The sequence below is a fragment of the Nocardiopsis rhodophaea genome (assembly GCF_039530945.1).
GTDB lineage: Bacteria > Actinomycetota > Actinomycetes > Streptosporangiales > Streptosporangiaceae > Nocardiopsis_C > Nocardiopsis_C rhodophaea.
On the sequence record NZ_BAAAPC010000004.1, the window covers coordinates 38,137 to 51,880 of the forward strand.

The following is a 13,744-nucleotide window of genomic DNA, read 5'->3' on the forward strand; positions in this document are numbered from 1 at the left end:
GTTCCGTCCGGGCGGCGGATGCGCGGGTTGGCGCCGCTCGGAGCGGCGCTGCCCGGGTCGGCGTGCGCCGGATCGGCACCTGCGGTGGTCAGCACGTCCGTTGTCCAGAGCTGGGGCGGCCGGAGCGGTGGTGCGCCAGCGCTGTCGTGGGGTGGCACTGTCGGGGTCGGCGCCTCCGGCGCCGTAACGCCTGGAATCGAGGAGACGATGAACGACGCCCTCTCCGGGGAGCCCGGTGCCGGCGTCCAGGTACCGGCCGGAATGGGCATGCGGGTCCTCGCGCGGGTGATCGACCTGGTGATCGTCGGCGCTATCGGACTGGTCGTGAGCGCCGCGGTCTCCTACGAGGTGCCGGTCGGCACCGAGACCGCGTTGAAGGAGTTCCTGGCCTCGCTGGTCACCTCCCTTATCCTGTTCGTGCTCTACGCGGGCTATGAGGTCGCCTTCACCGCGGTCTACGGCGCCACGCCCGGCAAGCTCTTCTGCCGCCTGCGTATCGCCGCCGCGGTGGACGAGGAGACAGGCAGCGGGGGCGGGCCGGCCGACGCCCTGGGCGTGCTGAAGCGCTCCGCCGTCCTCTACCTGTCGGTGCTGCTCAACTTCGTCCCGATCATCGGCCTGCTGGCACTGGGTGTGTCCATCTACGCGGTCACATCGGCGTTCCTCGACCAGCCGCGGGGCAGGGGGCTGCACGACCGTATCGGCGGCACCGAAGTGGTGACCACGCGAGAGCGGCCGGTATCGTCGGATGACATTTGATACGGGCGTTTTGGCGCCCCTCCACCGCCCTGATCAACCCCATCCGAGAGGGTCTCAGCGCAGATGAACCAAGCTCCGCCGCCGTGGAATGAGGGTGCGGTACCCGCCCCCGGTCCTGGCGCGTCCGGGACCCCCGGGGGGCCGCCGGGTGTGCCAGGTGTGCCGGGAGTTCCACAGGAACGCGGGTGGTCCGCCGACGCCGCGTCCGGGACCCGCCACGGCCCGCCTCCGCCCTACCGGGGTCCCGGCATGCCGGGACCGGACCCGGGACATCACGGCGAGGCGCCCCGCCAACCGGCGCCCTGGATGCGGCGGGCGGGGGCGCGCCTCGTCGACGTCATCCTGGTCATGATCCCGGCCGCCGTCGTGGCCGCGATCGTCGCCTTGGTGTGGCTCGGCGCGCAGGCGCTCGTCGGCGGCGCGACGTCGGAAAGCTACTTCATCATCTTCTGTGTCTGCTACTACCTCATCCTGGTGGGGTACGACGCGGTCAGCGTGGCGCGCAAGCGCCGCACCGCCGGCAAGAAGCTGCTCGGCCTCGAAGTGGCGCCCCAGGACGCGGAGGGCCGCCCGGGCCCCATCCCCATCACCGCGATCGTCGCTCGCGCGGCCGTGTTCCACCTGTGGGTGCTGTTCTGGTGGATTCCCGGCTGGAAGTGGGTGGTCGGCGTCCTCTTCCTGGTCCTGTGCGCCCTGTGGCCGCTGCGGGCGCGCCCCTACCCGCAGGGGGTCCATGACAGGGTCGCCCGCACGATCGTGGTGCACAGCGCCTGATCAGGCCCGCGCGCCGCGTCCCCGGTGGTCGGTCCGCACCAAAGTAGTACTACGCTATGTAGTGCTTTTCTGGGTTCGATCGAAGGGAGCCGTGCGATGGACGCGGGGGCGACGTGTGCGTGCGGAATGAGCCGGAGACGGCTGCTCGGCGCGGCAGGGGCCGCGGGGGCCGCCGTAGTAGGGGCGAGCGCGTGCTCGAGCGCCGAGGGCCGTCCCAAGCCGCAGGACGCACTGCGGGGCACGGTGGTCGCGCAGACGACGGACATCCCCGAGGGCGGCGGCAAGGTCATCGTCCGCGACAAGCTCGTCATCACCCAGCCGGAGAAGGGGGACTTCCGGGCGTACAGCGCCGTGTGCACCCACGCCGGATGCACGATCCAGGAGGTCACCGAGGCCGACAACATCCACTGCCTGTGCCACGGCAGCGAGTTCGACATCGCGACGGGTGAGGTGCTCAAGGGCCCGGCTACCGAACCTTTGGAGAAGTTCGGGGTCACCGTGAACGGCACCGACATCGTGCTCGACGAGGCTGAGTAGACGACCCCTCCGTCACACGGCACTGCGAGGGTGCCCGCGAGGTGCGACCACGGCTGCGGCGGCCCGCCCCATATGGGGCGGGCCGCGCGCGGGACGGGGTGGCGGGCCGCCGCAGCCGTGAAGACAGGGAGCGAAGGTAGAGATCAGGGAGCGAACGGGAGAAGGGGCTTAGGTGCCGTCTCCGTCGCCATCGCCGTCGCCGTCGGGTCTGGACCCCTCGGACCCCTCCGACGCCTCCTCCCGCAGCGACCCGTCGGGAGCCCCGCCCGTGCCCCGGGGCCGAGCGTGGGGGCGCCGGAACGCCGAGTCGGGGAAGATCTCCGCGTAGGCGTCGTCCCCGTCCCGGACCACGAACTCGGTCCGGCGGCGTGGCAGCGAGTCCGGGTAGTTCGTGGTGATGAAGGCGATCAGGTGCTCGCGCAGATCGCAGCAGAGATCCCACCGCGCGTCGGAGTCGGCGGTGGTGGCCACGGCGCGCAGTTCGACCAGGCCGCCCTCCAGGATGTCGGTGGCCTGCAGCGACCAGCGGCGGCCGTCCCACAGCGGGTGGGAAGTGACGAAGTCGCCCACCTCCTCGCGCAGCCGTCCGATCGGAATACTCCAGTCGACCCGGAGCATCACCCATCCGGTGATGGACGTGCTCTCCTTGGTCCAGTTCTCGAACGCGTGGCCGGTGAAGTGGGAGACCGGCACCACCAGCCGCCGCTCGTCCCACAGCCGCACCGTCACGTTGGTCAGGCTCAGCTCCTCGATCCGGCCCCAGTTGCCCTCGAACACGACGATGTCGTTGATCCGCAGCGAGTCGCTGAACGCCAACTGCAGCCCGGCGAAGAGGTTGCCCAGTGTCGACTGGGCGGCGACACCGGCGACGATGCCGATCAGTCCCGCGGACGTCAGCAACCCGGCGCCGAGCAGCTTCACCGAGTCGAAGGTGAACAGCACCGCGGCCGTGGCGATGACGGCGATGACGGTGGCGACGATCCGGCGCAGCAGGCGCACCTGGGTCTGCAGCCGCCGGGCGCGGCGGTCGGCGTCCCCGTTGCTGGTCGAGAGCCGCTCCAGCACGCTGTCGGTGATCGCGTAGGCGACCGTGATAGCGAGCCAGGTCAGGGTGATGATCATCGCGATCGTCAGCACGTGCTGGATCACCGGGTAGAGCGCGGTGTCCTTCATCTCGGTCTTGTCCGGCCGCGCGATGTTCACCCCGACGACGATGGCCGCGGCGTAGGCGGAGTAGCGGCACCGCCGGACCAGGGGCGGGGCCACCTGCCAGACCTTGGACAGCTGGTGGGTGAGCAGCCAGTGCACCACCGTCACCAGCAGGACGGAGATCGCGACGGAGACGCCGATCACGGTCCACTGTGCGGCATCCACGGGAACGGTCCCCCTTAGAGAACGTGAGAGAAACGGAATAATCGGCAAGTACCACGCCCAACCTAGGCCATCGAGATGCCGAATCGTGACGTTTGCGGGGTGAGGCATGGCATGCGCGCTGGTCACCGCCCGCGTTTTCCACCCTAGGTCCGCCGGGCGGCCCGATCCCGGAACAGCCGATCGGGAGGCCGGCGCCTCGCCAGTTGGCCGAATGTCACCCTCGCCCACGAGAATGGGGCTATGGCTGCCCGTTCCCATCTGCGCCCCAGTCCCGGTTCCATTCCGACCTCCCCCGGGGTGTACCGGTTCCTGGACGAGCACGGCCGGGTCATCTACGTGGGCAAGGCCAAGAACCTGCGGGCCCGGCTGTCCTCCTACTTCCACGACTTCGCCGCCCTGCACCCGCGCACGCAGAGCATGGTGTCCACCGCCGCCGACGTCGACTGGACGGTCGTCGGAACCGAGGTGGAGGCGCTGCAACTGGAGTACTCCTGGATCAAGGAGTACGACCCGCGCTTCAACGTCAAGTACCGCGACGACAAGAGCTACCCCTACCTCGCGGTCACCCTCAACGAGGAGTACCCGCGTGTGCAGGTGATGCGCGGCGCCAAGCGCAAGGGAGTGCGCTACTTCGGCCCCTACGGGCACGCCTGGGCTATCCGCGAAACCGTCGACCTGCTGCTCCGCGTCTTCCCGGTGCGGACCTGCTCGGCCGGGGTGTTCCGGGGCGCCCGCAACAGCGGCCGCCCCTGCCTGCTCGGGTACATCGGCAAGTGCGCCGCGCCGTGCGTGGAGCGGGTCTCCGCCGAGGAGCACCGGCGGTTGGCCGAGGACTTCTGCGCCTTTATGGCGGGCGACACCAGCCGGTTCATCCGGAGGCTGGAGCAGAGCATGCGCGAGGCCGCCGCCGAGCAGGAGTACGAGCGCGCCGCACGCATCCGCGACGACATCGAGGCGCTGCGCACCGCCCTGGAGAAGCAGGCCGTGGTGCTCGGCGACGCCACCGACTGCGACGTGATCGCGTTCGCCGAGGACCCGCTGGAGGCCGCCGTCCAGGTGTTCTACGTACGCGGCGGGCGCATCCGCGGCCAGCGCGGCTGGGTGGTCGACAAGGTCGAGGACGTCGGCACTGGTGAACTCGTCGAGCGCTTCCTCGCCCAGACGTACGGCGGCACCACCAGCGCGGGGGCCGGCGACTCCGCCGATGACGGAGCGCCCGGCGGCCCGGAGTCGGCGATCCCCCGCGAGGTGCTGGTGTCGGCGGAGCCCGCCGACCGGGAGGCGGTCATCGCCTGGCTCAGCGAACGCCGCGGCGCAAACGTGAACCTGCGGGTGCCCCAGCGCGGCGACAAGAAGACCCTGCTGGAGACCGTGGCGAAAAACGCCGAGCAGGCGCTGGCCCGGCACAAGACGCAGCGCGCCGGCGACCTCACCACCCGCAGCCGCGCGCTGCACGAGATCCAGGAGGCCCTCGGCCTGGACGAGGCGCCTCTGCGTATCGAGTGCTTCGACATCTCCAACCTCATGGGCGAGCACGTTGTGGCCTCGATGGTGGTCTTCGAAGACGGCCTGGCGCGCAAATCGGAGTACCGGCGCTTCAGCGTCCGCGGCACGAGCAAGGGCGACAAGGAGCAGAACGACGTCGCCTCCATGCACGAGGTCATCAAACGCCGCTTCACCCGCTACCTTGAGGAGAGCAGCCGACACGGTGAGGTCGCCCGCATGGGCGACGGGGCCACAGGCGACGGCGCCGCGTCGGAGAACGGTGAGGGCGCGGCCAGGCCCGGGAAGTTCGCCTACCCGCCTAACCTGGTGGTGGTGGACGGTGGACTCCCGCAGGTGCGGGCCGCGCACCAGGCCATGGCCGAGCTGGGCATCTCCGACATTGCGGTGTGCGGCCTGGCCAAGCGTCTGGAAGAGGTGTGGCTGCCCGACGACGAGGACCCGGTCATCCTGCCACGGGCCGGAGAGGGGCTCTACCTGCTGCAGCGGGTGCGCGACGAGGCGCACCGCTTCGCCATCGCCTACCACCGGCAGAAGCGGGCCAAGGCGCTCACCGGAAGCGCGCTGGACGACCTTCCGGGCCTGGGCCCGGCCCGGCGCTCCGCGCTGATCAAGCACTTCGGGTCGGTGAAGCGGCTGGCGGCGGCCGAGGCCGAGCAGATCGCTGAGGTACCCGGCATCGGTCCGCGCCTCGCACAGACCATCCACGACCGGTTGTCCGGCGCGGACGGCGGCGCGGCCACGGCCACCACCACGGAGGCGCCGGAACCGGACGCGGGTGGCTCCGGCAGCGCGAGCGCGGACGACGCAAACTGTGAGCCGCGCCGTAACGCGCCGGACAACGAGGGCGGCTAGCGTCGGAGGCCCACAAGCGGGGGACGCGGGAGCGCGCGACGAAGCGCGCGTGAATGAGGACCAGTGGCGAAGACCCATCGCGAATTGGGGGAGAGGGGACGGATGACGAACAATCTCAGCGGGGAACTCCCGCCCGAGATCGTCATTGTCACGGGTATGTCGGGTGCGGGTCGGAGCACGGCCGCGCGGGCGCTGGAGGACCTCGACTGGTTCGTGGTCGACAATCTCCCGCCGGGGCTGCTCCCGACCATGATCGATCTCGCCGGGCGTACCCAGGGAGCGGTCCCGCGTGTCGCCGCGGTCGTCGACGTCCGGAGCATGGCCTTCACCGAGGACCTGCTGTCCACCGTGGAGGAGCTGCGCTCGCGCGGCATCATCGCGCGCGTGGTGTTCCTGGAGGCGGGCGATGACGAACTGGTCCGCAGATTCGAGAGCGTGCGCCGCCCGCACCCGCTGCAGGGCGACGGCCGGCTCACCGACGGCATCGCGCGCGAGCGCGAGACCCTGCGCGCCATCCGGGGCGAGGCCGACCTGGTCATCGACACCTCGCAGCTCAACGTGCACCAGCTCAAGGCGAAGGTCATCGGCTTCTTCGGCGGGGCCGAGGAGGCGCGTCCACGCGCGAACGTGGTCTCGTTCGGGTTCAAGCACGGCCTGCCCGTCGACGCCGACCTGGTCCTCGACTGCCGCTTCCTGCCCAACCCGCACTGGATTCCCGAGCTGCGTCCGATGAACGGGCGCGACACCCCGGTGCGCGAGTACGTCCTGGCCCAGGAGGGCGCCAAGGAGATGCTGGACGCCTACACCGAGGTCCTGCGCCTGATCCTCGCGGGCTACCAGCGGGAGGGCAAGCACTACATGACGTTCGCCGTGGGTTGCACCGGCGGGAAGCACCGCAGTGTGGCCATGGCGGAGCGCTTCGGTGAGCGCCTGCGCGAGCAGGGGATCGAAGTGCACGTGGTCCACCGGGACCTCGGCCGCGAGTGATTTCGGCCCCGAACGGGCAGCGCGGCGCTCCCGGACGTCCGGTCGTCTGCGGGGACCTGCGGTGGAGCGGGCGGACGGCCGCGACGCGGGGCCGTGGCGGAGCCCCGGCGCGGACCCCGTCGCCGCGCCCGGATGGCCAAAGGGCGCCGGGATCCCTAGCATTGGCACGTTCACCCTCGGTGGCGCGGAGCTCTTCGACGTGTGCGGCGCGGGCACCCTGCTTCGGGCACGGACCGCGGATGAGAAGCGGGCAGGAAGAAGCGGGCAAGAAAAGGTACGAGGTACACGACACTGATGTCAGGCAACACGCAGGCGCGCGACGACAGCGGACGCGCCGACCCGGACCGACGGGCGGCGGACGCCGCTGAGGACGGTCTCCCCCCGCGCGTCGTGGCCCTGGGCGGCGGCCACGGGCTGCACGCCTCGCTGTCGGCGCTGCGCCGCGTTACCACCGACCTCACCGGAGTGGTCACCGTTGCCGACGACGGCGGGTCGAGTGGCCGGCTCCGCCGCGAGCTGGGGGTGCTGCCCCCGGGCGACCTGCGCATGGCGCTGGCCGCGCTGTGCGGCGACGACGAGTGGGGCCACACCTGGAGCGAGGTCATCCAGCACCGCTTCCGATCCGAGGGCGAGCTGCACGGCCACGCCGTCGGCAACCTGCTCATCGTCGCGCTGTGGGAGCTGCTCGGCGACTCGGTGGCCGGACTCGACTGGGTGGGCCAGCTGCTCGGCGCGCACGGGCGCGTTCTGCCGATGTCCTCGGTACCGCTGGACATCGCCGCCGAGGTGCAGGGCGTCGATCCCGCGCGGCCCCATGACATCACCACCGTGCGCGGCCAGGTGGCCTGCGCGAGCACGCGCGGCCGGGTGCGTTCGATCTCGCTGATCCCGCAGAACCCGCCCGCCTTCCCGCAGGCGCTCAAGGCGGTCCGGGAGGCCGACTGGGTGGTGTTCGGCCCCGGCTCCTGGTTCACCAGCGTGCTGCCGCACCTGCTGGTCCCCGAGCTGGCCGAAGCCCTGGTGGCCACTCCGGCGCGCCGGATCGTGACCCTCAACCTGTCGCCGCAGCGGGGCGAGACCGACGGCTTCCAGCCCGAGACCTACCTGGAGGTACTGGCCGCTCACGCGCCGGACCTGCGGGTGGACGTGGTGCTGGCCGACCGGGGTGTGGTGGAGGACACAACGCGGCTGATCGAGGCCGCCAAGGCGCTCGGCGGACGCCTGGTGCTGGCCGACGTCGGCGCGCCCGACGGCTCGCCGCGCCACGACCATGAGCTGCTCGCCGCCGCCTTCGACGACATTATTCGAGGCTGACCGAAACCGGCGGTCCGCGTTGCGCCACCCGCTCCGCGGCACCGCCGCGGGGCGGGGACCGGCTCCGGGCGGAGCCGGCGCGGGAATGGACAGTGCGGTGCTCTGAGCGAAGACGGCCGCAGGTCGGCGGGGCGGCGGCCCTATTCCTACCAAGATCGTTGGAAGAGGGAAGAACGCGACTCGCCGGTTCGACCAGGGAGATCGGACACGCGGCCAGGGGAGTGGCGTACCGGCTGTTGGCCAGTAGTCTGCGTACGAGGCCGCTGCGTTCGCACCCACCCGTGCGTGAGTCGTCGCCCCTGTGGCGATCGCGGCCGCCTCGCGATGGCGAGGACCCCGCAGGCGTGGGGGGAGAACCGCGACGAATTCCAGGGGGAGGACCGCATCCATGGCGATGACCGGTGTGGTGAAGGACGAGTTGAGCAGGCTGACCGTTCTCAAGCCATGCTGTCGGAAGGCAGAGGTCTCCACGATCCTCCGGTTCACCGGCGGTCTGCACCTCGTCGGCGGACGCATCGTAATCGAGGCCGAACTCGACACGGGGGCGGCCGCCCGCCGGTTGCGCAAGGACATCTCCGAGGTGTTCGGGCACGAGTCCGAGGTCGTCGTTCTGTCCCCCAGCGGCCTGCGCAAGGGCAACCGCTACGTCGTCCGGGTCATCAAGGACGGCGAGAGCTTCGCCCGCCAGACCGGGCTGATCGACAACAACGGGCGGCCGGTGCGCGGGCTGCCGCGGCATGTCGTGGCGGGTGGTTCGTGTGACGCGGAGTCGGCGTGGCGGGGCGCGTTCATCGCCCACGGGTCGCTGACCGAGCCCGGGCGCTCGATGTCGCTGGAGGTCACCTGCCCCGGCCCGGAGGCCGCCCTGGCCCTCGTCGGCGCGGCGCGGCGGCTGAAGGTGCACGCCAAGGCGCGCGAGGTGCGGGGGGTGGACCGGGTCGTCGTGCGCGACGGCGACTCCATCGGGGCACTGCTCACTCTCCTGGGGGCGCACCAGAGCGTACTGACCTGGGAGGAACGGCGGATGCGCCGCGAGGTGCGGGCCACCGCCAACCGGCTGGCCAACTTCGACGACGCCAATCTGCGCCGCAGCGCCCGCGCGGCGGTGGCCGCCGGCGCGCGGGTGGAGCGGGCCCTGGAGATCCTCGGTGATGAGGCCCCCGACCACCTGGTCGCGGCGGGGCAGCTGCGGCTGGCCCACAAGCAGGCGTCGCTGGAGGAGCTGGGCCAGCTGTCCACGCCGCCGCTGACCAAGGACGCGATCGCCGGCCGCATCCGACGGCTGCTCGCCATGGCCGACAAGCGCGCCTCCGACCTCGGCATCCCGGGCACCGACGCCAACCTGACCCCGGACATGCTGGTGCCATAGGCCGTCGCCGTGGGGCCCGGCCGCGCTTTGAGGGGCGGCTTCCCCGGGGCGTGACGAGGGGGTGGCACTGCGGCCGGGACCGCGGGGCAAAGCGTCCTGGTCCCGGGGCCGGCCGCCCGGTGGATATCGCGTCGCCCAGCGGCCAGTGTTGCCCTGTGTGAACAGCGGCGATGTCGGGATAACTTTGGAAAATGGTATAGACCTCTGCTCGGCCAGGGTGCCACCATGGCGGGGGTGCTCGCGGAGCAGGCCGTCGAAGGCAGGGCGGACATCGTCACCTGCCACTACTCCGCTAAGCTCGGTTTCGACCCCAGCGCGCATCTTCGCCGGGCCGGTACAACCTATGCCTCGTCGGTGCGGCGATCGTCAAAGCATGCAACAAGTGAGGAGACTGGTTCCGTGACCATCCGTGTAGGCGTCAACGGATTCGGCCGGATCGGCCGCAACTTCTGGCGGGCGGCCCAGGCCGCCGGCAGCGAGGTGGAGATCGTCGCGGTCAACGACCTCACCGACAACGCCACGCTCGCTCACCTGCTCAAGTACGACACCGTGCTGGGCACCCTCGACGGCGACGTCGCGGTGGAGGGCGACACCATCCGCGTCGGCAACGCCTCGGTCAAGGCCATCGAGGAGCGCGACCCGGCCCAGCTGCCGTGGAGCGACCTCGGGGTCGACGTCGTGATCGAGTCCACCGGCCGCTTCACCAAGGCCGAGGACGCCAAGAAGCACATCGACGCCGGTGCTAAGAAGGTCATCATCTCCGCTCCGGCCAAGGGCGAAGACCTGACCGTCGTCATGGGCGTCAACGACGACAAGTACGACCCCGCCCAGCACCACATCCTGTCCAACGCCTCCTGCACCACCAACTGTGTGGCGCCGATGGCCAAGACGCTGCTGGACAGCTTCGGCATCGTCAAGGGTCTGATGACCACGACCCACGCGTACACCAACGACCAGGTCATCCTGGACTTCCCGCACAAGGACCTGCGCCGGGCGCGCGCGGCCGGACAGAACATCATCCCGACCACCACGGGCGCCGCCAAGGCCACCGCCCTGGTGCTGCCGGAGCTCCAGGGCAAGCTGGACGGCATCGCCATGCGCGTCCCGGTTCCGGACGGCTCCGTCACCGACCTGGTGGTCGAGCTGGAGCGCGAGGTCACCAAGGACGAGGTCAACGCCGCGTTCAAGGCCGCCGCTGAGGGCCCGCTCAAGCAGGTGCTGACCTACACGGAGGACCCGATCGTCTCCTCCGACATCGTCGGCACCTCGCCCTCCTGCACCTTCGACGCGAGCCTGACCATGGCCTTCGGCAACACGGTCAAGATCATCGGCTGGTACGACAACGAGTGGGGCTACTCCAACCGCCTCGTGGACCTGGCCAAGCTGGTCGGCTCCAAACTGTAACCGTCACCGGGTTCGGCCGTGTGAGCACCGGGGTGGCGCCCCTTCGATGTGCGGAGGGGCGCCACCGCTCCCATGTACAGGGCGGTTCTGTACGAGGCGGTTTCGCGCGCGCCACCACCGCGGAAGAAGGAGAAACTCACATGCGGACGATCGAGGACCTCGACGTCTCCGGCAAGCGCGTGTTCGTCCGGGCCGACCTCAACGTCCCGCTCGACGGTGACCGCATCACCGACGACGGCCGGATTCGCGCAGCCCTGCCCACCATCGCCAAGCTGCGCGAGCGCGGCGCCCGCGTCATCGTCGCCGCCCACCTCGGTCGGCCGAAGGGCGCGCCCGACCCGCAGTACACGCTGCGCCCCGTCGCCGCCCGGCTCGGCGAGCTGCTCGGCACCGAGGTCGCCTTCGCGACCGACACCTCCGGGGAGTCGGCCGCCGCCGTGAGCGCCGCACTGGCCGACGGCGACGTCGCGCTGCTGGAGAACCTGCGCTTCGAAGCCGGGGAGACCAGCAAGGACGACGCCGAGCGGGGCGCGTTCGCCGACCGCCTGGCCCGGCTCGCCGACCTGTATGTCGGCGACGGGTTCGGCGCTGTGCACCGCAAGCACGCCAGCGTCTACGACCTGCCGCAGCGGCTGCCGCACGCCGTCGGCGGACTGGTACTCGCCGAGGTCGAGGTGCTGCGCAGGCTGACCAGCGACCCCGACCGCCCCTACGCGGTCGTCCTCGGCGGTGCCAAGGTCTCCGACAAGCTCGACGTCATCGACAACCTGCTCAACACCGCCGACCGCCTCATCATCGGCGGCGGCATGGTCTACACCTTCCTCAAGGCGCGCGGGTACGAGGTCGGCAGCAGCCTGCTGGAGGCCGACCAGGTCGAGACGGTCCAGGGCTATTTGCAGCGGGCCCAGGAGCAGGGCGTGGAGATCGTGCTGCCGGTCGACGTCGTCGCCGCCGAGGCGTTCGCGGCCGACGCGCCGCACGGCCCGGTCGACGCCGACGCCATCCCCGCCGACCGTATGGGCCTGGACATCGGGCCGAAGAGCGTCGAGCTCTTCGCCGCCAAGCTCGCCGACGCCCGCACCATCTTCTGGAACGGCCCCATGGGGGTCTTCGAGATGGAACCCTACTCGCACGGCACCCGCGGCCTGGCCGAGGCGCTCATCGGCTCCGGCGCGTTCACGGTCGTGGGTGGCGGCGACTCCGCCGCCGCCGTTCGCGCGCTCGGCTTCGACGAGAAGGCCTTCGGGCACATCTCGACCGGCGGCGGGGCGAGCCTGGAGTACCTGGAGGGCAAGACCCTGCCGGGCATCGAGGCGCTCGACGACTGACCACCTGACCGACGCCCACCACCGCAGTCGAGGACACCGAAACACCATGGCAAACGCCCAGCGCAAACCGCTGATCGCGGGCAACTGGAAGCTCAACAACAACCACCTGGAGTCGATCGCTCTCGTCCAGAAGCTGGCGTTCGCTCTGAACGACGCCGACTTCGACGCCGCTGAGATCGTCGTGCTTCCGCCGTTCACCAGCCTGAGGACCGTCCAGACCCTGGTCGACGGCGACAAGCTGCGGATCGGCTACGGCGCCCAGGACATCTCGCAGCACGACAAGGGCGCCTACACCGGCGAGGTCTCCGGCGCGATGCTGGCCAAGCTCGGCTGCTCCTACGCCCTGGCCGGGCACTCCGAGCGGCGCGAATACCACCACGAGGACGACGCTATCGTCAACGCCAAGGTCAAGGCGGCGTTCGCTAACGACATCACCCCGATCCTGTGCCTGGGAGAGGGGCTGGAGGTCCGCAAGGCCGGCAACCAGGTCGCCCACACCCTGGCCCAGCTTGAGGGTGCCCTGAAGGACGTCACCGCCGAGCAGGCCGCCCGGCTGGTCATCGCCTATGAGCCGGTCTGGGCCATCGGCACCGGCGAGGTCGCCACGCCCGACGACGCGCAGGAGGTCTGCGCGGCGCTGCGCCAGCGCATCGGCGAGCTCTACACGCCCGAGGTCTCCCGCGAGACGCGCGTCCTGTACGGCGGCTCGGTCAAGGCCGACAACATCGCCGGGATCATGGCCAAGGCCGACGTCGACGGCGCGCTCGTCGGTGGCGCCAGCCTTAAGCCCGACGAATTCGTGAAACTGGCCCGCCTCGGCGAGGAGAAGTGATATACCGCTGCTGAGCGGCTATGAACGGATGACCGACGGACGTGGCCGGGCCCGCCCCTGGCGGTCGGGCCCGCGCCGCGTCACGGGACCGTGACGTTGTCGGCCCGCGCGGCCCGACCAGCGGCGGAGCGAGACGCGATTCGTTCGGCCGAGGTCGGAACGGAATGGTCCTCCGCGCGCGTTAGACTGCGCGGAAGGTATTTTCCTGCAGTGTCCGTGTGTCGTTGTGGTGCACGGTAAAATCGAGCAACGTCCCCGGTCCCTCCTCCGTCTGGCCCATGACCCCGCCCCGGCGGGGCCCTCCTGCGGTCGTTGGATCTAGGTCGTCAATTCCCCCTCGTCGGGGTCGAGTTACGGGTGAGAGCGTGATCATCGGTCTGTCCATTGTCGTGATGCTCTGCAGCGTGCTGCTGATCCTGCTGGTGCTCCTCCACAAGGGCAAGGGCGGTGGCCTCTCCGACCTGTTCGGCGGCGGTGTGACCTCTTCGCTGGGCGGATCGTCGGTGGTGGAGCGCAACCTCGACCGGCTGACAATCGCCACGGGTCTCATCTGGATCGTGTGCGTGGTCGTGCTCGGTCTGCTCATCAACCGGGGCGTGTAGGTCCGTCCGCGCCTCGCGCCCGCACGGCGCGGGTGTGCGTGTGACGCGCCCCGCCGCTGTGTGGGGCGCGTGTCCGTTGTCCCCCGTCGTGGGGTATGTCCGCCGA

The 13,744-nt window shown here is 70.6% G+C and carries 12 protein-coding genes; 11 read left to right on the plus strand and 1 reads right to left on the minus strand.

What is annotated here, in order from left to right; all coding sequences use genetic code 11:
• Positions 1-207: 207 nt before the first annotated feature.
• The 3 genes from ABD259_RS05430 to ABD259_RS05440 all read left to right on the plus strand — a co-directional run bounded on the left by ABD259_RS05430 (position 208) and on the right by ABD259_RS05440 (position 2,070).
• On the plus strand, positions 208-759 hold the full coding sequence (locus ABD259_RS05430) for an RDD family protein (protein ID WP_344160592.1): 552 nt from the start codon (positions 208-210) through the stop codon (positions 757-759).
• A gap of 249 nt (positions 760-1,008) precedes the next feature.
• Positions 1,009-1,533 (plus strand): RDD family protein, encoded by a 525-nt coding sequence (locus ABD259_RS05435; RefSeq protein ID WP_344160595.1) that lies wholly within the window; start codon positions 1,009-1,011, stop codon positions 1,531-1,533.
• A 126-nt stretch (positions 1,534-1,659) separates the two neighbouring features.
• Entirely contained in the window at positions 1,660-2,070 is a 411-nt protein-coding gene (locus ABD259_RS05440; RefSeq protein WP_344099763.1) for a Rieske (2Fe-2S) protein, read from the plus strand.
• A gap of 168 nt (positions 2,071-2,238) precedes the next feature.
• On the opposite strand, the gene ABD259_RS05445 is transcribed toward ABD259_RS05440, so the two are convergent.
• Positions 2,239-3,444, minus strand: a complete 1,206-nt coding sequence (locus ABD259_RS05445; protein ID WP_344160598.1) for a mechanosensitive ion channel family protein — start codon at positions 3,442-3,444, stop codon at positions 2,239-2,241.
• A 240-nt stretch (positions 3,445-3,684) separates the two neighbouring features.
• On the opposite strand from ABD259_RS05445, the gene uvrC reads away from it, so the two are divergent.
• The 8 genes from uvrC to secG all read left to right on the plus strand — a co-directional run bounded on the left by uvrC (position 3,685) and on the right by secG (position 13,638).
• The gene (uvrC, locus tag ABD259_RS05450; RefSeq protein WP_344099767.1) at positions 3,685-5,802 is read left to right on the plus strand and encodes an excinuclease ABC subunit UvrC; all 2,118 of its coding nucleotides are present in this window, start codon (positions 3,685-3,687) and stop codon (positions 5,800-5,802) included.
• Positions 5,803-5,904: 102 nt separating this feature from the next.
• Positions 5,905-6,789 (plus strand): RNase adapter RapZ, encoded by an 885-nt coding sequence (gene rapZ, locus ABD259_RS05455; RefSeq protein WP_344099769.1) that lies wholly within the window; start codon positions 5,905-5,907, stop codon positions 6,787-6,789.
• Between the two features lie 294 nt (positions 6,790-7,083).
• Positions 7,084-8,103: a gluconeogenesis factor YvcK family protein gene (locus ABD259_RS05460; RefSeq protein ID WP_344160601.1), complete on the plus strand. Its 1,020-nt coding sequence runs from the start codon at positions 7,084-7,086 to the stop codon at positions 8,101-8,103.
• 388 nt (positions 8,104-8,491) lie between these two features.
• Entirely contained in the window at positions 8,492-9,472 is a 981-nt protein-coding gene (gene whiA, locus ABD259_RS05465; RefSeq protein WP_344099773.1) for a DNA-binding protein WhiA, read from the plus strand.
• A 399-nt stretch (positions 9,473-9,871) separates the two neighbouring features.
• Positions 9,872-10,876 carry a type I glyceraldehyde-3-phosphate dehydrogenase gene (gene gap / locus ABD259_RS05470; protein WP_344099775.1) on the plus strand — a complete coding sequence of 335 codons (1,005 nt, stop codon included), beginning with the start codon at positions 9,872-9,874 and terminating at the stop codon, positions 10,874-10,876.
• A gap of 140 nt (positions 10,877-11,016) precedes the next feature.
• Complete coding sequence (locus tag ABD259_RS05475; RefSeq protein ID WP_344160604.1) at positions 11,017-12,204, plus strand: phosphoglycerate kinase; 1,188 nt, start codon at positions 11,017-11,019, stop codon at positions 12,202-12,204.
• A gap of 46 nt (positions 12,205-12,250) precedes the next feature.
• Positions 12,251-13,036, plus strand: coding sequence for a triose-phosphate isomerase (tpiA, locus tag ABD259_RS05480; RefSeq protein WP_344160607.1), 786 nt, complete (start codon positions 12,251-12,253; stop codon positions 13,034-13,036).
• Positions 13,037-13,401: 365 nt separating this feature from the next.
• Positions 13,402-13,638: a preprotein translocase subunit SecG gene (gene secG, locus ABD259_RS05485; RefSeq protein ID WP_344099782.1), complete on the plus strand. Its 237-nt coding sequence runs from the start codon at positions 13,402-13,404 to the stop codon at positions 13,636-13,638.
• The last annotated feature ends 106 nt before the right edge of the window (positions 13,639-13,744 follow it).